At 58.4% G+C, this 18,951-nt stretch carries 20 protein-coding genes; 9 read left to right on the top strand and 11 right to left on the bottom strand.

What is annotated here, in order from left to right:
* The first annotated feature begins 28 nt into the window (after positions 1-28).
* Entirely contained in the window at positions 29-1,156 is a 1,128-nt protein-coding gene (locus AC27VE_RS14865; protein ID WP_488704299.1) for an MBL fold metallo-hydrolase, read from the top strand.
* On the opposite strand, the gene AC27VE_RS14860 is transcribed toward AC27VE_RS14865, so the two are convergent.
* Complete coding sequence (locus tag AC27VE_RS14860) at positions 1,142-2,374, bottom strand: glycosyltransferase (RefSeq protein ID WP_488704298.1); 1,233 nt, start codon at positions 2,372-2,374, stop codon at positions 1,142-1,144. The genes AC27VE_RS14865 and AC27VE_RS14860 overlap by 15 nt on opposite strands.
* Before the next feature lie 94 nt (positions 2,375-2,468).
* Here AC27VE_RS14860 and AC27VE_RS14855 point away from each other — a divergent pair, with 94 nt between their 5' ends.
* Positions 2,469-3,083 (top strand): TetR/AcrR family transcriptional regulator, encoded by a 615-nt coding sequence (locus AC27VE_RS14855; protein WP_488704297.1) that lies wholly within the window; start codon positions 2,469-2,471, stop codon positions 3,081-3,083.
* A gap of 287 nt (positions 3,084-3,370) precedes the next feature.
* Here the strand turns inward: AC27VE_RS14855 and AC27VE_RS14850 are convergent, their stop codons facing one another.
* Both AC27VE_RS14850 and AC27VE_RS14845 read right to left on the bottom strand, forming a co-directional pair.
* Positions 3,371-3,607 carry a tautomerase family protein gene (locus AC27VE_RS14850; RefSeq protein WP_006224253.1) on the bottom strand — a complete coding sequence of 79 codons (237 nt, stop codon included), beginning with the start codon at positions 3,605-3,607 and terminating at the stop codon, positions 3,371-3,373.
* 50 nt (positions 3,608-3,657) lie between these two features.
* Positions 3,658-4,368, bottom strand: coding sequence for an SDR family NAD(P)-dependent oxidoreductase (locus AC27VE_RS14845; protein WP_488704296.1), 711 nt, complete (start codon positions 4,366-4,368; stop codon positions 3,658-3,660).
* A gap of 82 nt (positions 4,369-4,450) precedes the next feature.
* On the opposite strand from AC27VE_RS14845, the gene AC27VE_RS14840 reads away from it, so the two are divergent.
* Both AC27VE_RS14840 and AC27VE_RS14835 read left to right on the top strand, forming a co-directional pair.
* The gene (locus AC27VE_RS14840) at positions 4,451-5,338 is read left to right on the top strand and encodes a LysR family transcriptional regulator (protein ID WP_315131342.1); all 888 of its coding nucleotides are present in this window, start codon (positions 4,451-4,453) and stop codon (positions 5,336-5,338) included.
* A 12-nt stretch (positions 5,339-5,350) separates the two neighbouring features.
* Positions 5,351-6,448 (top strand): DNA glycosylase AlkZ-like family protein, encoded by a 1,098-nt coding sequence (locus AC27VE_RS14835; protein ID WP_488704295.1) that lies wholly within the window; start codon positions 5,351-5,353, stop codon positions 6,446-6,448.
* Positions 6,449-6,460: 12 nt separating this feature from the next.
* Here AC27VE_RS14835 and AC27VE_RS14830 read toward each other — a convergent pair whose 3' ends face one another.
* From AC27VE_RS14830 to AC27VE_RS14820, 3 genes are all read right to left on the bottom strand, one after another.
* The gene (locus AC27VE_RS14830; RefSeq protein WP_488704294.1) at positions 6,461-7,630 is read right to left on the bottom strand and encodes a hypothetical protein; all 1,170 of its coding nucleotides are present in this window, start codon (positions 7,628-7,630) and stop codon (positions 6,461-6,463) included.
* 100 nt (positions 7,631-7,730) lie between these two features.
* On the bottom strand, positions 7,731-8,624 hold the full coding sequence (locus AC27VE_RS14825) for a methylenetetrahydrofolate reductase (RefSeq protein WP_488704293.1): 894 nt from the start codon (positions 8,622-8,624) through the stop codon (positions 7,731-7,733).
* 54 nt (positions 8,625-8,678) lie between these two features.
* A complete protein-coding gene (locus tag AC27VE_RS14820; protein WP_488704292.1) occupies positions 8,679-9,602 on the bottom strand; it encodes a LysR family transcriptional regulator in 924 nt (307 codons plus the stop codon).
* Positions 9,603-9,746: 144 nt separating this feature from the next.
* On the opposite strand from AC27VE_RS14820, the gene msuE reads away from it, so the two are divergent.
* The 3 genes from msuE (at position 9,747) to AC27VE_RS14805 (ending at position 12,467) form a co-directional block, all read left to right on the top strand.
* Positions 9,747-10,328, top strand: coding sequence for an FMN reductase (gene msuE, locus AC27VE_RS14815; protein WP_488704291.1), 582 nt, complete (start codon positions 9,747-9,749; stop codon positions 10,326-10,328).
* 98 nt (positions 10,329-10,426) lie between these two features.
* The gene (locus tag AC27VE_RS14810) at positions 10,427-11,410 is read left to right on the top strand and encodes a DUF1852 domain-containing protein (RefSeq protein ID WP_006224243.1); all 984 of its coding nucleotides are present in this window, start codon (positions 10,427-10,429) and stop codon (positions 11,408-11,410) included.
* A 28-nt stretch (positions 11,411-11,438) separates the two neighbouring features.
* Positions 11,439-12,467: a methionine synthase gene (locus tag AC27VE_RS14805; protein WP_488704290.1), complete on the top strand. Its 1,029-nt coding sequence runs from the start codon at positions 11,439-11,441 to the stop codon at positions 12,465-12,467.
* Between the two features lie 45 nt (positions 12,468-12,512).
* Here AC27VE_RS14805 and AC27VE_RS14800 read toward each other — a convergent pair whose 3' ends face one another.
* From AC27VE_RS14800 to AC27VE_RS14785, 4 genes are all read right to left on the bottom strand, one after another.
* Positions 12,513-13,496, bottom strand: coding sequence for a Bug family tripartite tricarboxylate transporter substrate binding protein (locus AC27VE_RS14800; protein ID WP_488704289.1), 984 nt, complete (start codon positions 13,494-13,496; stop codon positions 12,513-12,515).
* A gap of 864 nt (positions 13,497-14,360) precedes the next feature.
* A complete protein-coding gene (locus AC27VE_RS14795) occupies positions 14,361-14,594 on the bottom strand; it encodes a hypothetical protein (protein WP_488704288.1) in 234 nt (77 codons plus the stop codon).
* 108 nt (positions 14,595-14,702) lie between these two features.
* Positions 14,703-15,119: a helicase HerA domain-containing protein gene (locus AC27VE_RS14790; protein ID WP_488704287.1), complete on the bottom strand. Its 417-nt coding sequence runs from the start codon at positions 15,117-15,119 to the stop codon at positions 14,703-14,705.
* Positions 15,120-15,392: 273 nt separating this feature from the next.
* Positions 15,393-15,704 (bottom strand): hypothetical protein, encoded by a 312-nt coding sequence (locus AC27VE_RS14785; protein ID WP_488704286.1) that lies wholly within the window; start codon positions 15,702-15,704, stop codon positions 15,393-15,395.
* 680 nt (positions 15,705-16,384) lie between these two features.
* On the opposite strand from AC27VE_RS14785, the gene AC27VE_RS14780 reads away from it, so the two are divergent.
* Positions 16,385-16,600 carry a helix-turn-helix domain-containing protein gene (locus tag AC27VE_RS14780; RefSeq protein ID WP_488704285.1) on the top strand — a complete coding sequence of 72 codons (216 nt, stop codon included), beginning with the start codon at positions 16,385-16,387 and terminating at the stop codon, positions 16,598-16,600.
* A gap of 14 nt (positions 16,601-16,614) precedes the next feature.
* Positions 16,615-17,487: a hypothetical protein gene (locus tag AC27VE_RS14775; protein ID WP_488704284.1), complete on the top strand. Its 873-nt coding sequence runs from the start codon at positions 16,615-16,617 to the stop codon at positions 17,485-17,487.
* On the opposite strand, the gene AC27VE_RS14770 is transcribed toward AC27VE_RS14775, so the two are convergent.
* Positions 17,476-18,948: an Eco57I restriction-modification methylase domain-containing protein gene (locus AC27VE_RS14770; RefSeq protein WP_488704283.1), complete on the bottom strand. Its 1,473-nt coding sequence runs from the start codon at positions 18,946-18,948 to the stop codon at positions 17,476-17,478. The two genes, AC27VE_RS14775 and AC27VE_RS14770, sit on opposite strands and share 12 nt — an antisense overlap.
* Positions 18,949-18,951: the final 3 nt, after the last annotated feature.

Below are 18,951 nucleotides of genomic sequence, written 5' to 3'. Positions count from 1 at the left end.
TGTGCAGTCTACATTCAAGATGCCTTCCATGAAGCGTCTCTCCGTCTACGCCCTTGCCTTCTTACTGCTTGGAATTCTTGCCGTGACCGCCAATACCGCCTACGTCCATTGCACTCAGCCGAGCTACCCCGACTCGCCCCAGCATCGCGACGGCCGTTTCGGGAACGTATCGCCGCGCCCGCCCATGGGCTTCTGGAACGGTCTGAAATTGACGTGGGCATTCCTGTTCGACAAGCCCACCGGCACGGTTCCCGACCAACCCATTCCTGTCCGCGCGCTAACTCGCGCCCAGCTTGACGCCGCCCCCGACCGCAGCCTGTACCGCCTGGGCCATTCCACCGTGCTCTTGAAACTGCGTGGCCGTTACTGGCTGACCGACCCGGTCTTCTCCAAACGCGCCTCGCCGGTGCAATGGTTCGGGCCGGCGCGCTTTCATGCGCCCCCCATCGCCATTGAAGACCTGCCCCCCATTGCCGGGATCATCCTGTCCCACAACCATTACGACCATCTGGACCACGCGGCCGTCATGCAACTGGCCGGCAAGACCGGCCGCTTCATCACCCCGCTAGGCGTCGGCGACCAACTGATCGCCTGGGGCATCGATCCGAAGCAGGTGGAACAACTGGACTGGTGGCAGTCGACGGAAGTCGACGGGCTGCGCTTGACGGCCACGCCGGCCCAGCACTTCTCGGGCCGTGGCTTGACCGACAGCGACCGCAGCCTGTGGGCATCATGGGTCATCCAAGATGCGGACCTGCGCGTGTTCTTCAGCGGAGACACCGGCTACTTCGACGGCTTCAAGGCCATCGGCGACGCCTTCGGCCCATTTGATCTGACGCTGATGGAGACCGGCGCCTACGACAAGCGCTGGGCCTACGTGCACATGCAGCCGGAACAGACGCTTCAGGCGCACCTGGATCTTCGCGGCCGCTGGTTGCTGCCGATTCATAACGGCACCTTCGACCTGGCGATGCACGCCTGGCAGGAACCGTTTGAACGCGTGGCGGAATTGGCCGCCATGAAAAACGTGGCCTTGACCACGCCTGAAATGGGCGAGCGGGTGGACCTGAACGCGCCCCACGCGGGTGAAGCATGGTGGCGAAAACTGGTGCCTGTCAGCCACGCCGAGCAGGCGCCCGCGTCAGCGGCGCAATAGTTCCTCGACCGCCTTCACTGCCGTGCCCAGGCCGTTCTCGCCGGCCATCTTCAGGCCAAGCGCGCGCGCGCGGACTCGCATGTCGTCACGCGCTGCGTCATCGATCGCCTGCCTGAGTTGGGCGGCAGAAATGCTTTTGCCCATCACGGGCGCGGGCGCAACCCCTAATTGCCGGAGCCGGTCCGCCCAGAAGAACTGATCTCCGGCGAAAGGGATCACTACCGAGGGGACGCCGGCGCGTGCCGCCGAATGGGTCGTTCCCGCTCCGCCGTGGTGAACGACGAGGGCGGTGCGCGGGAACAGCCAATGATGGGGCACTTCGCCGATCTTGAAGAAGTTCGCCGGCAGCGCTGCCGCCTCCATGCCGCTCCAACCAGGATAGAACAAGGCTCGCCGGCCGCCGACCGCGTTGACCAGCGTGTCCAGGAATTGCCGGCGGTCAAAGCCCGCCATGCTTCCGAATCCGATATAGAGGGGAGCTTCGCCCGCGGACAGGAAGTCGTCCAGGTCCTGAGGCGGCGTCCACGCCGCAGGCGGCATATTCCATTGGCCGCACACCCGCGCGTTGCCGGGCCAATCACCGGGCTGGGCAAGCAGACTGGGCGACAAGCCGTACAGCATGGGGTGATCGGTCCACACCTTTTTTCTGGGGCTCAAGCCGCACACACTCGCCCGGGCTGCATTGGTTTTCTTCCGGAACGCCTGCCACAGCAATCCATTGACCAAGCGATGACTGGCGCGGTTGAGCCAGCGCGGCACTTTGCCGGGCGGAAGGAAGGGTGAAGGGAAATCAGCCGTGGGCGTGATCGGAATCAGGCCTGCGCCGATTGCCTTGATGCCCCGGTATTCGGCCACTGACAAGCCCACGAAGGCCGCCAGCCCCGACACGATGATGGCATCGCAACCCTCCGAGGCCTCAAGCACCTCCCGCATCCAGGCCGACGTGTGGGTGTTGGCGATTTCCGCCAACGCCTTGGCTGTGCGGTTGAAGCCGCCCTTTTCTTGCACGGCGACGGAAAGGGCCTGGCCGGGCATCAGCGCTTGCCGGATATCGCCCGACTGCGCCCCGCAAGGCACGCCCAGCGCGTGCGCCGAACTCAGCGTGGAGCGGTCGGCCAACAGCCGGGCTTCGTGCCCGGCATCCATCAGGGCGCGGCAGAGGGCCGCGAGGGGGCGGGCATCGCCCTCGGTCCCGTAAGTCACGACAGCGAGTTGCATGGTTCGCCCTTTCCAAATCTGGCACTGGAAGTGGACGCATATTAGTGCACGACGTATACTTTTGCAATTCGTGCACTTAAATGGAATTCAAGCGATGGATCCGATCGACGACCCGGGACGCCGTGCACGCAAGCGGCTGCAGATGCTGGCCCATCTGACGCGCACCGCAGCATCCCTCTTCGACGCGCACGGCTACGAAACCGTGACGATGGAGCAAATTGCCGCCACTGCCGATGTCGCCAAACGAACGCTCTACAACCACTTCCCCACAAAGGAGGCCGTGCTTGCCTGTTGGGTGGATGCGGAGCTTGAACGCGACCTGGCGGGCCTGCAGCATGCGGTCAGCCAATGCAAGACATTCAGGGACCGGCTCTGGTGCATTTTGAGCGCGTCGGCGGATTGGTGCGAAGCGCATCCGACCTATCTGATGGCATACCTTCGGTATCGGCTGCTGAACATGGGGTCCGCCGACGACCAGCGCAGCGGCGGTATCGCATCCGCGTGGCAACAGCTGATTGCGGGCGGCCAGCAGGCGGGCGAGCTGGACGCCACCCTTGCCGCGGACCAGCTTGCAACCTCGTTCCATCACCTGTATTTCGGTGCACTGCTGCGCTGGCTGAGCGTACCGGGCCTGTCTCTTTCCAGGGAATTCCAGGCTGTGATGGACTTGTTCCTGAATGGGGCTGGCGCGAAAAAACAACCCGGATAAAGGCGGCATTCGCTGGCAGCTCACGGCCCATGCCGCGCCCAAGGTCGCAGCCTGGGTCCCGCCAGGCCCGACGGCATGCAGTTTCTCGGGTTGGACAGCCAATGAGAAGCCCGCGATACAGGTGCGCGCCTGGTTTCGCGGCATCTGCACCGCTGAGGAAACGACCTGCGATATGCGGTCGGTGGACAAATAGCGGTCGCGCCAGCGGCACAGACAGATCCGTCCGGCGGGCATCCGACCACCGTTCCTGAACACCGGAACCGCAGCCGGATGCCATGTCGGCGGATCTACTTGTCGACCTTGGCCTGTTGCGCGCGGTATTCCGGCACCGTGACGCCACCAACGCCCCAGTTCTCCATGTCGACCTCGTCGATGACGACGAAGGTCGACGCATGGGGCTTTCCCAGCACCTCGAACAGCAAGTCGCTGACGCCCTTGATGAGCGCGCGCTTTTGCTCGGGCGTGGTCGCCGTCGCGCCGGGCGCGGTTCCTTCGCGGGTGACTTTGATATTCACGTAGGGCATCTGTGTTCTCCGGTTGATTGCATCGCTATAGGGGTCGGCCTTCTCGACGGTCAGGCGCCCGCGACTTGCCCGCCGTCCACATGCAGGATCTCGCCAGTCACGAAACCGGCATCCTCCAGATAGAGTACCGCCTGGGTCACGTCGGCGACCTCGCCCATGCGCTTCATGGGATGCAACGCGGCCAGCGCGCCATGCGTTTCCGGGGCGTGCATGGGCGTCTTGATGATGCCCGGCGACACCGCGTTCACGCGAATGTTGCGCGAGGCATACTCGATCGCAAGGCTACGCGTTGCCGCGGCCAGGCCACCCTTGGTCAATGACGCCAGAACCGACGGAACGTTGGAGTTGGCCTGGTCAACCAGGGTCGTAGTGATCTGCACGATGTGGCCGCTGCCCTGCTTGAGCATCGCCTCGACGGCATGCTGCGTGGTGTAGAAGAACCCATTCAAGTTGGTCGACAGCATGTCCCGGTATTGCTGCTCGGTATATGCCGTGAATTCGCTGGCGACGAAAATGCCGGCGTTGTTGATCAGGGTGTCCACCCGTCCGAAACGGGCCAACGCCTGCTCCACAACCTGCCTTCCCGTCGCCGGATCGCCGATGTCGCCCGCGATGGTCAGGTAGTTCGGATTGTCCGACGGTTTGATGGACCGGGACGTCCCGACGACGCGGTAGCCGCGGCTGAGAAATGCACGGGCGATACCCTCGCCCAGGCCCTGCGATGCGCCGGTAACGATGGCGACTTTCTGTTCGTTGCTCATGATGCTTCCTTCTGTATTGGGGTTGGCGTGACCCGTACAGTAGGCGCATCGCACCTGTTCGAAAATCCGCTATTCTTGCTCAATGGCTGATAAAAAACGCACAGAGCCCGATTGGCAGGACATCCGCGTATTCCTCGCGCTAGGGCGCTACGGCAGCCTGTCCGCGGCTGCGCGGGCGCTGTCGACCAACCATTCGACGATCTCGCGCCGCCTTCAGTCCCTGGAGGCCACACTTGGGGAAAAGCTGGTCGAACGCCGGCCCGAGGGATACGTGTTGACGCCGGCAGGAACCCACGCGCTGGCGGCCGCCAGCGACATGGAGGCTGCCGTCCACACCCTGGGCAGAGGCAGCGCGGATGGCACGCCGCGCGGCCTGGTCCGGGTCAATGCTCCCCCTGCCCTGTCCCAGGGGTTTCTGGTGGGCAGACTGGCCAGATTGCCGCTGCAGCACCCCGGCATCGACATCGACCTGGCCACTGATCTGCGCTCGGTCAGCCTGGAGCGGCATGTCACTGATATCGCCGTCCGCCTGGGCCGCCCCCAGGACGGTGACTTCATCGCAAAGCCCCTGGGCCTGATGGCATTCGGTTTCTATGGAACACCCACCCTTTGTGAACGGATCGAAGGCGGGGCGGAACCTGTCTTTGTCGGGTTCGATGAGGCGAATGCCTATCTACCCGAGGCCGTTTGGCTTGCCCGCCATTTTCCGCAGGCCCGCATGGTCTTTCGGGCGAACAATCAGGTGGCGCAGGCCACGGCAGCCGGATCAGGCGTGGGGATTGCGCTGCTGCCGCACTACGTCGGGCGGACGACGCCGGGTCTTGCACCGTGCAAGCTGGACGCGGCACCGCCGCCGCGCGAGATCATGCTGCTGACTCGACGGCAAGACCGTAAAGACCTGCCGATTCGGACGGTTGTCGAATATCTGGTTGAAGTGTTCGACGATGAGCGGGCGTTGTTCTCACCGTGATTCAATTGCCACATGCCTACTGAACCCCGCCTTGAAGACCTGCGCCGCTACGCCGTGGTGCGCAGCCTGTTCACGCCCGTCACCTTGCCGGCGGCAATCCGACGCCTGGGCTTTGTGCAGGCCGACCCGATCCGCGCCCCCGCCCGGGCACAGGACCTGACGCTGCGCCACCGCGTCAAGGACTACCGCGCGGGCGACCTGGAGCGCCGCTACACGCGCCTGGCCATCGACGAGGACTGCCTGGTCAACTACGGCTTCCTGCCCAGCGAACACCTGACGCTGATGCACCCCCGCCAGGCCAGGAAAGCCTGGGATGCCGAGACCGAGCGCAAAGCCGCGGACGTGCTGGCTTTCGTGCGTGAACACGGCGCGGTTCACCCGCGCCAGGTCGATCAGCATTTCCAGCATGGCCGCGTGAAAAACTATTGGGGCGGATCAAGCAACGCCAGCACGCAATTGCTGGACGGCATGCACTATCGCGGCCTGCTGCGAGTGAAACGGCGCGACAGTGGCACGCGTATCTACGAGGCCGCCTCGCACCCGCCCGCGGACGACAGCCCCGCCGGCGCCGTTCGGCGCGCCGCCACGTTGATCGACCTGGTGGTACGCAAATACGCGCCGCTGCCCGCCGCCAGCCTGACCTATCTGCTGCGATTGCTCGGCTATGGGGCTCCCCATCTGACCGCGCAAATCCAGGCGGCGTTGCGCCTGGCGCGCGAGCACCTGGCCAGTTGCCACATCGATGGAACCACCTGGTACTGGCCTGCCGACGAAAACCCGCGCTCGCGCCGTTATGCGGTCGATGACCGACTACGGCTGCTGGCCCCGTTCGACCCCGTGGTCTGGGACCGGCGCCGCTTCACGCTGCTCTGGGACTGGACGTATAAGTTCGAGGCCTACACGCCGCCGGCGCAACGCCAGTTTGGCTATTACGCACTGCCGATGCTATGGCGGGACAAGGTGATCGGCTGGGCCAACGTGTCAGCGAACGAAGGACGCCTGGCGCCCGCGTTCGGTTATGTGGCGGGCACAGCGCCCAAAGACGCTGCGTTCCGCAATGCGCTGGATGAGGAAATAGAAGGCATGAAGCACTTCCTCACCCCGCGCTGACCTGTCTGGCAATCAGCGCGACGCGCCGATCTGCAGCACCTTGAAATCGCGCTGCATATAGCGGTTCATCACCTGAGACAGAATCGGGTTGCCCGCATTCTCTGCTTTGGGGGAAGTCATGCTGACGACCGCGGCACACAGCTTACCGGCCTGGACGGTACGCCCTGAAACCGTGGCCTCTACCGACGCAGCCATGCTTTCCTTCCATGCGGCGCCGATGCCGTCAACGGCCTGCTTGGCGGTGGCGCAATCCGCGTAAGCCAGCGAAATCACCACAGCGGGGACGTTGTTGATCTGGGCGTCTGCCAGGATGCCGGAGAAGTAAGGCGGGATGCCGCGTGCGCTGGATGCCGCAGCCGCTTCAAGATTGCGCTTTGCCGCGTCGAAGTCTGCGGACGTAGCGGGCAATACCTTCGCCGGATCCACGCCTTCCAGGCCCAAGACCGGCGAAATCACCGCGGCCTGCACAATGTGGCCGTCGGCAGAAGAAACGGCTTCCTTCAGCCCAGCAACCGAGGCGGCAACGACTGCACTGTCGGCCACCGACGGCGTCGGTTTCGCCAGTACGTTCATTCCCGTTGCGGCGGGCGCTTGAACCAGCGCGGTATCCAGCGGCAGGACAAAGCTGGCCTTGCCCATCGAGCCTCTCCAGGGGTCTCTGGGATTGGCCTTTTTCATGTCCATCTTCTGCGCCTCGCCATTGGCGAGCACGCCGGGGACGTCGCCCCCCACCGCGGCGAAATCGGCCTGCTTTAAGCGATCAACCAGCCCCGCCACGGATTTACCGTCCTTCATCCCCCAATAGGTGACGTTGCCAGGCGCCTGGCCGAACGCGGCGAAATAGGAGAGCTCATCGAAAGGGATTTTCGCGTTGGTCGACCACTGATCCAGACCGTATCCCACGGATTGAAGCGGGCTGATCCACTGCGCCATCGCCAATCTTCGCATGCCATCCGCAGAGGGTCCGGCTTTCTCCAGCCCGCGCCACGCTTGCACGTCCACAAAGAATATCTGCATCGCTTCCGGGGCGGTAAGCACCACCTGCGGTATCTGCTTGAATGCCTGCTGCAACGATTGGGTGCTGTCTTGTGCGGCGGCCGAACCTGCAAAACCGGCCATCAAGCAGAGGGCAAGAGCCTTTAAGCGCATCAGATTTTTTCCTTTTCTTGATTCGTTTGGCATTGATGCGATCCCTGTCTGCATCGTTGAAGACGGCCTGTGGCCGCCTTCAAGAACATCCCAGGATCGCTGTCGAAAGATGGTACCTCAATGCTTATGAGCACTATAGGGATGCGCTGGCGGGGCGCCGTTGCTCGACGCGGGAACGATACTGCTCTATCCATTTCACAGACTGTGCGATCCCTCCGAATGGAAAGAAATGCAGGCTTACCTCTCCATGTTCTTCTGTGAGCCCCGCAGCCAAGCGATCCACAAAAACATCCGGCCCAGCCGTGCCGAACAGCTTGCCCAGGGAAATGCCGTACTTGGACCACATCGATGCGCATGCGCTGACGCCGCACAAGGCGGCATAGCGCGCAAGCACCGCGATACCTGCGGGGCCCGGCACGCCCACGCGCACGGGATGCTCAATGCCACGCTCGCGCAGGGTTTTCAGCCACGCCAGCACGATGTCGGCATCAAATCCAAACTGCGTGACGATCAAGGGCGTCATGCCGCGCATGCCGATGCTGCGGCACTTGCGTTCAAGTACCTCCCACCGGTCGGCCGCGCTCATGACCGGATGGCCTTCCGGATGCCCGCCTACGCCGACAACCTGGATGCCCGCGCGCTCGAATACGCCGGTTTCGATCAACGAGGAACTATCGGCAAACGGCCCCAGCGGCGTCGACGGATCTCCTGCGATCACGAAGCAGCGCTCGACGCCGGCTTCAGCGACGGCGCGCTGGACGAAGGAATCCAGCTCGGCAAGCGAGGCGATACGGCGCGCAGAAAGGTGCGGCATGGGTACCAAGCCCAGTGCGCGCACGGCCCGCGCGGCGGCTAGTCGCGCGTCGTCGTCCTGGCCTGGCAGATAGGGAATGGAAATGGTCGACCCCGGCAATATCCGCGGCGCCGCCGCGGTCAGCGCTGGAATGTCCTTCGCGCTGACTTCCAATGAATAGGCATCGGTGATGTGGCTGGGCGACTTGGGGGAACGGGGATGAATCAAGGGCATCAATGACAGGCACGCCGAACGGCTCGGCTAGCGGTTTACGTTCAACGGTGGGATTCAGCGAGTGACTTCTTGCACAGGGGCCGAGGTGGCGCCAGCGGCCGGCTGGCGGGCCAGTTCGATGAAGGCCCGCACGTAGTCGATGGCGGTTTCTGCCTCGCGCGCACCCAGGAAGATCTGCTTGGCGATGCCGCGCACGCCCAGCCGCACGGGCACCACGTCCATCCTGGCCGCGTATTCCTCGACTAGCCAGCGTGGCAGCGCCGCCACGCCGCGGCCGCTGGCCACCATCTGCACCATGATGTCGGTAGTTTCAATGGCTTTGTGGCGCTTGGGCGTCACGCCGGCCGGCAACAGGAACTGGTTGTAGATGTCCAGGCGCTCGATGTCCACGGGATAGCTGATAAGCACTTCCTGGGTCAACTGCTGGGGCTTTACGTACGCAGCCGTTGCCAGGGCATGGCCCTTGGGCACGACCAGCACCTGTTCGTAATCGAACACGGGCTCGAACTTCAGGCCCGGCTTGAACAGCGGGTCAGGCGTGACCAGCAGATCGATCTCGTAGCCGAACAGCGCGCCGATCCCGCCGAACTGGAACTTCTGCTTGACGTCCACATCCACGTCGGGCCATGCGGCCAGATAGGGGGACACCACCTTTAGCAGCCACTGGTAGCAAGGGTGGCATTCCATGCCAATGCGCAGCGCCCCCCGCTCGCCCTGCGCGAACTGGCCCAGGCGCTCTTCGGCCAGGTCCAGTTGCGGCAGCACGCGGTTTGCCACCGCCAGCAGGTATTGGCCGGCCTGCGTCAGGCGCAGGCTTCGACCTTCGCGCAGCCAGACGTCGGTGCCCAGTTGCTGCTCCAGCTTCTTCATGCTGTGGCTCAGGGCCGACTGGGTCAGGTTCAGCACGCCGGCAGCGGCCGTCAACGACCCTTGCTTTTCGACCTGCTGGACGATGCTGAGGTGGATGCGCTCAAGCATTCAGATGATTTCCGCTCATGGATTCGTGAAATAAAACCATTTTACTTCATCACCACCCTCCCCTAGTATGCGGATCCCGGCCTGTTGCTGCACCCGCACAAAAGCAGATGCGGCGCCGCGTAGACCCATTCATGTGAAGCAAAGATGACACGTCCACTCCGTCTCGTAGCAGTTTCCGGCGGACTGCAACGCCCCTCGAAGTCGGCAGCCCTGGCAGAGCACCTGCTGGACCTGATCGCCGACGAAGTTCCGTGTGAACAGCACCTGGTCGAACTGGGCCAGCTCGCCCCGCAACTGGCGGGCGCGGTCTGGCGCTCGCAGTTGCCCGACACGGTGGAGCGCGAACTTGCCGTGGTTGAGCAGGCTGACATCCTGGTGGTGACCACCCCGGTCTACCGCGGCTCGTACACGGGACTGTTCAAGCACTTCTTCGACTTCATTCATCAGGACGCCTTGATCGACAAGCCCGTCTTGTTGGCGGCTACCGGCGGCAGCGAACGCCATGCCCTGATGATCGATCACCAATTGCGGCCGCTGTTCAGCTTCTTCCAGGCACGCACGTTGCCGCTGGGCGTCTACGCGACCGACAAGGATTTCGCCGACTACCGCCTGCAGGACGAGGCCCTGATCGAACGGGCCAGGCTGGCGGTCCAACGGGCGTTGCCCTTGGTCGAATTGATGCGCCCTTCAAGTGCTGCCACCGAGCGAGAAGCGGTCGCAGCCTGAACCCAAGCTAATCCGGCTGCCGCGTCGCGCGGCGATAGCGTCCGCCGACCAGCGGCAGACCGACTCAATTTTCGCAAAAATAATCACACCTAATCGCAATGAGCCAAGACTTCACCTTCAGCATCAAGAGCATCTCTTTTGATGAGAATTATCAGCCGTCCGACAGCACGCGCATCACGACCAACTTTGCCAATCTGGCCAGGGGCGCGAGCCGCCAGGAGAATTTGCGCAACACCCTGCGAATGATTGACCGGCGTTTCAACAGCTTGGCGCATTGGGACAACCCCAAGGGCGATCGTTACGCGGTTGAGCTCGAAATCATTTCCGTTGAAATGCACATTGGCGCCGAAGGCGGCAGTGACGTTTTTCCGCTGATCGAAATATTGAAAACCAATATCGTCGACCGGAAAAACAATGAACGCATTGAAGGCATTACCGGGAATAACTTCTCGTCCTACGTGCGCGACTACGACTTCAGCGTGCTGCTGTCGGAACACAACAACAATAAATCCACGTTCAGCACGCCCGACAATTTCGGCGAATTGCACGGCAAGCTGTTCAAGCACTTTGTGAATTCAAGCACTTACAAGGCGCACTTCAGCAAGCCGCCTGTCATCTGCATCAGCGCGTCCAGCAGCAAGACCTACCATCGCACTGAAAACCAGCACCCCATCCTGGGCGTTGAATATCAGCAAAATGAATTCTCCCCGACGGATCAGTACTTCGAAAAAATGGGTTTGCAGGTGCGCTACTTCATGCCCCCGGGTAGCGCCGCGCCCTTGGCTTTTTACTTCCAAGGCGATCTGCTTGGCCACTACACCAATCTTGAGCTGATCAGCCTCATCAGCACGATGGATACGTTCCAGAAGATCTACCGCCCCGAGATCTACAACGCCAATTCCGCCGCCGGCAAGCTCTATCAACCGAGCCTGAAGAACCAGGATTACTCGTTGACGCAGATTGTCTATGACCGCGAAGAACGCAGCCAGCTAGCCGTCAAGCAAGGGAAGTTCACGGAAGAGCACTTCATCAAGCCGTACGCAAAGACGCTCGAAAGCTGGGCCGCCAACTACGCCCTCTAATCACTCAAAACACACAAGACCACAGATCATGAAAAAGCTATTGCCCACCTCGACCGCCGGCAGCCTGCCCAAGCCTTCCTGGCTTGCCCAGCCCGAAAAGCTGTGGTCGCCGTGGAAACTGGAAGACCAGGAACTGGTCGAGGGCAAGCAAGACGCCCTGCGCCTGGCGCTGCAAGAACAACAACACGCCGGCATTGATATCGTCAGCGACGGCGAGCAAACCCGCCAGCACTTCGTCACCACGTTCATCGAGCACCTGAGCGGCGTGGATTTCGAAAAGCGCGAAACCGTCCGCATTCGTGATCGCTATGACGCCAGCGTGCCCACCGTCGTGGGCGACGTCAGCCGCGAGAAGCCGGTTTTCGTCGAAGACGCCAAGTTCCTGCGTCAGCAAACCAAGCAACCCATCAAATGGGCCCTGCCTGGCCCCATGACGATGATCGACACGCTGTACGACGGCCACTACAAGAGCCGCGAAAAGCTGGCCTGGGAATTCGCCAAGATCCTGAACCAGGAAGCCCGGGAACTCGAAGCCGCAGGCGTCGACATCATTCAATTCGACGAGCCGGCATTCAACGTCTTCTTCGACGAAGTGAATGACTGGGGCATCGCCACCCTGGAACGCGCCATCGAAGGCCTGAAGTGCGAAACCGCCGTGCACATCTGCTACGGCTACGGCATCAAGGCCAACACCGACTGGAAGAAGACCCTGGGTTCGGAATGGCGTCAGTACGAGGAATCGTTCCCCAAGCTGCAGCAATCCAATATCGACATTATCTCGCTGGAATGCCACAACTCGCACGTGCCGATCGATCTGCTCGAACTGATTCGCGGCAAGAAGGTCATGGTCGGCGCCATCGACGTGGCCAGCGACAAGGTTGAAACGCCGGAAGAAGTCGCCAATACGCTGCGCAACGCGCTTAAGTTCGTGGACGCCGACAAGCTGTATCCGTGCACGAACTGCGGCATGGCGCCGTTGTCGCGCGCCATTGCGAAAGGCAAGCTGCTGGCGCTGAGCGAAGGCGCGGAGATTGTTCGGAAGGAACTGCTCGGCTAATGTTGAGCTGAAGCGGTAAGGGGTGCGAAGGGACCGTTGTTCTATCTACTGTTCCTTCAACCCCAAAGACTTCATCAACGGGGCGAACAGTTTCTTTTCGTCCTGCACGCGCGCGGCATAGTCTGCCGCGCGCAGCGGTAGCGCCTCGGCGCCCGCGTCCAGGAAACGCGCCTGGATCTCGGGCCGCGCCAGCACCTTGTTGATCTCTCCGTTCATGCGATCGACCACATCATCGCGGGTGCCGGCGGCGGCATACACGCCAAATAGGCTGTCCGCGAAAACGCCGTCAATGCCGGCCTCAGAAAAGGTGCGGATGTCGGGCGCCACGGCCGCCCGTTGCCGGCTCGCCACCGCCAGCACCTTCAGCTTGCCCGATTGCACCATGGGGAAGACCGTGGCCGGTCCAAACGCAAAGTCGATCTGGCCCGCGGCCAGGTCTTGTATCGCCGGCGCCACGCCGCGATACGGCGCATGGGTGGCCTGCATGCCGGTAGCCTGCTTGAGCAGCTCGCCAGCCAGATGCGGCGTCGTGCCGTTGCCGGCCGACCCATAGTTGAGCGGATTGGGCTGCTTGCGCGCGTATTCGACGAAGGCTTCGAGCGTATCGACGCCCAGCGAGGACCGGACGAACAGGAACAACTGGCTGTTGGCCAACAAGGCGACCGGCCGCAGGTCCCGCTGCGGATCGAACGGCATGCTGGCGAACATCAGCGGGTTGACTGATTCAGTCGTCGACGGATTGAGCAAGAAGGTGTGATTATCTCCGCCGTTGCGCACGACCTCGGCGCCCGCCAGGTTGCCGCCCGCGCCGCCCCGATTCTCCACGATAACGGTCTGCTTCAAGGCCTCGGCCAAATGCGGCTGTACCGTGCGCGCCAGCACGTCGACCAACCCGCCAGGGGCCAGCCCCACGACCAGGCGCACCGGCTTGGCGGGCCAGGCCTGAGACTGCGTTTGCGCATGGCTGCCCGTCGCCCAGCCCGTCAGCGCCAGCATCATCATGGCCAGGCATTGTCTACGCAGCAGCATGCAATTCTCCTACGGGGCGCCACCACGCGACCTGCGTACGGTGCGTCAGGTGCCGCACCCCGGTGAACCGCCGTGATGCCTCATCGCGGCGGCAGCCCTGCATCTGCCGCTCATTCTTCACAAAACTTTAAGCATAAAGAATCCCGGATAACCCTAGTTTGCTGGTGACGACAAGCACGGCTTAGCGATACCGCTTTAGTCCGAACGAAAAAAAGGGAGGACTCGAATTCGAGTCCTCCCGTTCTTATTGCAATCGCTGGCGGTTGCCCGCCAAGGACGTTATTCCCACTCAGTTATCAATCGACCGCATTAACCTATTGAAATAGGTGTGTAGAAGCAATACCCCGCTCCCAATACCATGAGAAGTGCCATGCCTCGATTTCCATCAGTCTGCCCGTCCGTGAAGCAGGGAAAAGTCCTAGCCACCTGCCCGCCACTGACTGCGCAAAGACTCGACTGCAGCCCCAACTAGCTTCTCGTCGGGCATGAGCGTACCCCATTCCCTCCAGAAGTCTCGTGTGGCGCTATCAGGCTCACTTGAGGTTGATCCAGTTTGATCCGTGTCGGGAGAAGTACAGCACCATACAGTAAGAGGGCTTCGCCCGTGTCGAGCAGAGGAAGCATAGCCGTCAAACCAACTAGAGAGTCTGGCCTAAGCCTCTTGATGACATTGTGACCGCTATCGTTCGTAAGTCTGAGAGCCAGGAAATTATTGCATTGAGACAGAATCGTCCGGCTGACATCCGATGGTCTCTAGCTCACCACAAGTAAAGAGAAGCCATACTTCCTCCCTTCCTTTGCGATGCGCTCGAATGACCATAGGGGCTGTCGTTGAACGGCGTCAGGGTCATCCTTCACTGGCAGCTAGAGGTGCGCCTCATCGCAAAGCAATGTGATCGGTGTGCGGGCATCCGCACTCATCCAAAACTGGACGTCGTAAAGCAGACGGACCAGTGTCCCGGTGACGACAGGACGCACATGAGCCGGTACTTTAGAGAAATCAATGATCGTAATGCCGTTATTTGAATCGGCAAGCAGTTTCCCGATCTGCTTTGCAATCCACTCGTAATCTAACGACTCCGGTGGCGGCGAGAACATAAACCGTATCGGCGATCGTCCAGCTTCGCCTCGAGTCGGGAAATGAAACGCGTTAGCTTATCTTCGCATTCGCTTTTTACAGCAGCACTGACCCCTTTCGTCGTATTGTCAACCTTCAATCGAGCGACCAAGTTCGTTACGGCATAAGGGATCGGCGAATCGACTGTGAAGAACCTTGGCCTTACCCGAAGCATCTAGCGTGATGCCCTTCAGTTCACGCACGTGCCGGGCAAAGCGAAAGGCTTGATTGGGCGCATTCTGATCACTACGGTCCAAGACCATCGACAGCATTTCGTCGCGGTTTAGCAGCCAGTATGGGAGGAACAACGCATCATCCTTAGGCAAGGCTAAGTCGCCAGGGCCCGCGATGCGAAACCGCTTTGCAAATCCACCTTTGCTTTCGTCTGCTAGCGGCTGGTATTCGCCATGCATATCGAAAACCACTATGTTGGGAAACGTGTCGGCGACGAAAGTACCTAGCTTTAAGCGCTCGTCGTCCGAGAGGCCTGCACCCAAGATGCCCATGAAACGTTGCAGATTGGCTCCTTCGATTACGAAGCACTCTCAGTCAATATGAGGGAAGCTATCTGCCCCGCGCTAAAAAGTGTCTAGTTTGTCACCGTCAATCGTCCGATAGGTGCCGATAACAAAAGCCTGCATGTGATCAGCAGGCGAGACCGTCAGCGTTCCGAAATCACCATCTGCGGGGTCGGGAAGCTCTTCACGGAGTGAACGGGTAACCCGATCAGTCATCGCGATTAGGAGTTCAGCCTGCGTCACTCCCCTAATCGCAATGAGCTACCCAATACCAACGCGTGTCAGCATTTCGGAGTTGGTGACGTCAATGGCTACACGGCTGGTGTCAACACCGGCGACGCGTCCAATTTGATCATCATCTGTAAAGTCGATCGCTGCACCAGTCATGCGGATAGAACTCCTTTCACGAATCCGTCTAGGTACCCAATAATCGATCTCGGGATAAAATATCTCAGCGCCGTCGATAATGAAACGGGTGCCGACGGTGTCACCCTCCTGATGAAACTCTGCCGCAATCACGTTCCTGTGCTCGATAGCTAACTTTCGCGCTTTAGGAGAAAGCCAATGGGTCATTCCTCACACCTAACTTGATTCGAGGGGTCAGATGCGTTTCTAAGTGATCGTCATTGAAGCCATAGCCGAGAATGAGAAAATAGCGAGCTCTGTCAATAGCATCGTTGGCTTTTTCACGAACGGGCTGTTGTAGCCGCTCCTGAATTTGTTTAGCCCCGGCGTGATGATGAGTCGAGGAAGCGGCAGTGATCCTGCGTCGCGTACCGGATGGCCTTCGCGGTGATATCAGTTAAGGCTATCGTGCGGTTTGAAGACGTTTGCCTTCGACGCAAATTTGTACCGCACATTCTTACCCACTAGCTTGACGCTACGGCAGAAGCTCCAGTAGCTATCCTGAGGATCAAGCCGCACGGCAAAATGGCCAGAGAACATCGTATCAACACCTAGCCCAGCCTCCTCGCAGGCAAGCTCAACGAGACGATCATAGTTTGTCGTCACGATTGGTATCCCCGTGTTAGGTTTCAACAGATGGGGGATAAGCCTGGTTAGGCGAAGAGTCTTTGCGCTGCTGAACACCTCGGAAATGGGAAAGACGCTGCGGCTTAGGCGTTGACGGTAATAACCAAGCGCTATTTCTGATGGGAACAAAGAAGAGCAAGCACGCATGATACCCATAGTCCGTAGACTTATAAGTATCATCCTGTAAAGTTCACGATTATTCCAGACTCCTAGGAACAACTGTGAGCGATATTGTTTGCAAAAATTTTGGCAAGAAGGTTCGCATTTTAAGGCTTAGTGCTGGGCTATCCCAAGAACAACTAGCTAACTTGTGTGAGCTGGATCGAACGTATATCGGAGGAATTGAGCGCGGGGAGCGGAACCCGGCGCTTAAAAATATATACCGTCTCGCACAGGCGCTTGGGATCTCACTTTCAGAATTATTTGAAAAAATCTAAGGAATGAATTAGTAATGTTGGATCTAAACAATTTAAAAAAAGAAATTCTGGAAAACTTCCACCGCGACCTAATTCCAGAAGTTAATGAAATCATCGGCCTTCGAATCCAGCATCAAAAAAAGGCGCAGGCTGTTAACTCAATTGCCGGACAGATAAGAAATGCATGGATTAACCGGATCGCCTCACTACCTATAAGTGATAAAACCAACGCCTCGCTAGTGCTCCAATACTGCTACTCGGTAGCAAGCCTGGAATATAGAAATAGAGTTTGGCCGTATGAATATATGGCTTTTTCTCGACGGGTAGGCGAATTATGGGAAGGTTTTTGTTCTGCCGCTTGGAACTTCCCAAATAGGGCAAACGTACAACGCTTTAACCATCCAAATTTCGATGACGTTCGAAGAACACTTCGAACGCGCCTTCACGAAAACATTGGCGGTCACGTTCGCAAAACCGAACTACAAGCAGATATAGAAATTCTGTTTGACATTATCGGCGATATTAATATGAGGGAGGATGAAGTATTTGAGGCTGACGGGATCCCTCATGTGATCGATTTCAAAAGCGGGTTTGGATCGAACGAAAAAGGGAATATGCTTCGGCTACAGACGGTAGGACGAGCGTACAAGCTTTGGAACCTAAACACTCGACTTCTACTGCTCGTCAGGCAGTCCGCAAACAACCACTACCTTAGAGTCTTAGAAAATGCAGGGCTATGGGAAGTCCATACAAGCGATAACGCTTACAACCGTATCTCCGAACTCACTGGCGCTGACATCCAGCAAGTTCGAAGAAACATTATAGATTGGGATCGCGACCTTTCTCGTGATTTTATAACCCATCTATCTAGACAAACAACCGATCTTCGCGCCTACCTAGAGTGGTAGCAAATCAATCGACCCTATAAAACTATCACACAACTCTTGCGGCAGAGAGTTATTAATCCGAGCACCGGCATAAATCGCTGCAGCAGCCTTATATTGATCGTCCGTGAGCTTAGGCACAGGAAGTCGCTTTAGATAATTGGCTGAGTTATTTGCGCTGCCATTCGTAATTTCTTTTATTCTACGGGACGCCACTGACGAGTTTAGATAAATCAGTAGGAAAGGAATGTCTTTCTCGTCTTTTGGAAAAATTCCAACCACACCTTGATCAAATACAGCATTCTCCATCATGGCAGCGGAGATGCGTCGTGTTGATACCATCGGAACGGAGATACCGCGCCGAAAATAAAAATCAGCATTTTGAAGTCGAGCTTTTTTATTCGTTTTATAAAAACTCAAGGACTCTGCGCTCCAATGGATGGCGGAGGAAGGTTGCTCAAATGGCTGCCTGTGCCCTCCCCGGATCATTGGTACGTAGAGTTTTCCACCCTTTATGCCAGATTCTTTTTCCTCTGCATTAAGTTGATCATCTCTTACTTCGTCCCACTCAATTGGGTGACCATTAATCCTTCGAGTCACGCGAGCAGGATCAAACCCAATAAATCTTTCGTTGTCGCCAGTGTAAATACCAGTACGACATTCTGCGAGATCCCCAAGAACCGTATGAGTACTGGAATCTTTTTGGCTATCACCAAACATACCAGGGCTCCACCCCGTGGAAACTTCTTGGATAAGCATTTTAGCAGACACACTCGACTGTGAGACATCGGCTATATTTAGATGCTGCTTATCACTGAATATATCACTCCAATAAGCCGAATGGCTTTCCTCTAATTTCTTCCTATGCCCTGCAATAATGCACAAATTTCCATATGAAAAATTTACAGTCTCAAATCGTTTAGAAGGAAATCTAATAATGTGGGAAGGTGCTGCAACGCTTGCTATGAACTCTCTAAGCGGCTTGTGAGAGACACTTGTAAGAAAAGTATCTGGAATAAGAAATACATAACGGCCATTTTCCTTCAATCGCAAAATCGAAAGCATAAAAAATAGACCGTATGACTCCCTAACATAAAAGTTGGGATATTTTTTCTTGAGCTGACGTCTGAAATCCAAGTCAAAGTACAATCCATATGGTGGATTTGATATCACAGCATCGTATAGTGTCTCAGTTATCACATCCCTAACGCTTAATAAGTCGCCATCAAAAATCCTGATAAAATCTTTATGATGTAGGGCAAGATTAAGATGACTATACCGCTCCCTTGTAACTTCGAGAGCATCACCATCGACATCTACAGCATCGATTTTTCTTGGATTGCCAATAAGCCCTGAAAGGAATGAGCCATGGCCTACACTTGGTTCAAGTAGCGATAAATCTGTGACATCTCCTAAAAGCTGGCACATCAGTGATTTGATATCGAAAGCGTCTGTAAAATACTGTTTAAGGATTTTCTTCTTCATGAC

The sequence above is a fragment of the Achromobacter sp. 18P8.1.1 genome (assembly GCF_057799415.1).
The sequence above is the reverse complement of the archived record's forward strand: the minus strand, read 5'-3'. Positions and strand labels throughout refer to the sequence as shown.

What these genes read in the sequence shown, in the direction of transcription:
- AC27VE_RS14865 (WP_488704299.1), top strand. Translation starts at nt 29, where the DNA reads ATGAAGCGTCTCTCCGTCTACGCCCTTGCCTTCTTACTGCTTGGAATT.
- AC27VE_RS14860 (WP_488704298.1), bottom strand. Translation starts at nt 2,374, where the DNA reads ATGCAACTCGCTGTCGTGACTTACGGGACCGAGGGCGATGCCCGCCCC.
- AC27VE_RS14855 (WP_488704297.1), top strand. Translation starts at nt 2,469, where the DNA reads ATGGATCCGATCGACGACCCGGGACGCCGTGCACGCAAGCGGCTGCAG.
- AC27VE_RS14850 (WP_006224253.1), bottom strand. Translation starts at nt 3,607, where the DNA reads ATGCCCTACGTGAATATCAAAGTCACCCGCGAAGGAACCGCGCCCGGC.
- AC27VE_RS14845 (WP_488704296.1), bottom strand. Translation starts at nt 4,368, where the DNA reads ATGAGCAACGAACAGAAAGTCGCCATCGTTACCGGCGCATCGCAGGGC.
- AC27VE_RS14840 (WP_315131342.1), top strand. Translation starts at nt 4,451, where the DNA reads ATGGCTGATAAAAAACGCACAGAGCCCGATTGGCAGGACATCCGCGTA.
- AC27VE_RS14835 (WP_488704295.1), top strand. Translation starts at nt 5,351, where the DNA reads ATGCCTACTGAACCCCGCCTTGAAGACCTGCGCCGCTACGCCGTGGTG.
- AC27VE_RS14830 (WP_488704294.1), bottom strand. Translation starts at nt 7,630, where the DNA reads ATGCCAAACGAATCAAGAAAAGGAAAAAATCTGATGCGCTTAAAGGCT.
- AC27VE_RS14825 (WP_488704293.1), bottom strand. Translation starts at nt 8,624, where the DNA reads ATGCCCTTGATTCATCCCCGTTCCCCCAAGTCGCCCAGCCACATCACC.
- AC27VE_RS14820 (WP_488704292.1), bottom strand. Translation starts at nt 9,602, where the DNA reads ATGCTTGAGCGCATCCACCTCAGCATCGTCCAGCAGGTCGAAAAGCAA.
- msuE (WP_488704291.1), top strand. Translation starts at nt 9,747, where the DNA reads ATGACACGTCCACTCCGTCTCGTAGCAGTTTCCGGCGGACTGCAACGC.
- AC27VE_RS14810 (WP_006224243.1), top strand. Translation starts at nt 10,427, where the DNA reads ATGAGCCAAGACTTCACCTTCAGCATCAAGAGCATCTCTTTTGATGAG.
- AC27VE_RS14805 (WP_488704290.1), top strand. Translation starts at nt 11,439, where the DNA reads ATGAAAAAGCTATTGCCCACCTCGACCGCCGGCAGCCTGCCCAAGCCT.
- AC27VE_RS14800 (WP_488704289.1), bottom strand. Translation starts at nt 13,496, where the DNA reads ATGCTGCTGCGTAGACAATGCCTGGCCATGATGATGCTGGCGCTGACG.
- AC27VE_RS14795 (WP_488704288.1), bottom strand. Translation starts at nt 14,594, where the DNA reads ATGTTCTCGCCGCCACCGGAGTCGTTAGATTACGAGTGGATTGCAAAG.
- AC27VE_RS14790 (WP_488704287.1), bottom strand. Translation starts at nt 15,119, where the DNA reads ATGGGCATCTTGGGTGCAGGCCTCTCGGACGACGAGCGCTTAAAGCTA.
- AC27VE_RS14785 (WP_488704286.1), bottom strand. Translation starts at nt 15,704, where the DNA reads ATGACCCATTGGCTTTCTCCTAAAGCGCGAAAGTTAGCTATCGAGCAC.
- AC27VE_RS14775 (WP_488704284.1), top strand. Translation starts at nt 16,615, where the DNA reads ATGTTGGATCTAAACAATTTAAAAAAAGAAATTCTGGAAAACTTCCAC.
- AC27VE_RS14770 (WP_488704283.1), bottom strand. Translation starts at nt 18,948, where the DNA reads ATGAAGAAGAAAATCCTTAAACAGTATTTTACAGACGCTTTCGATATC.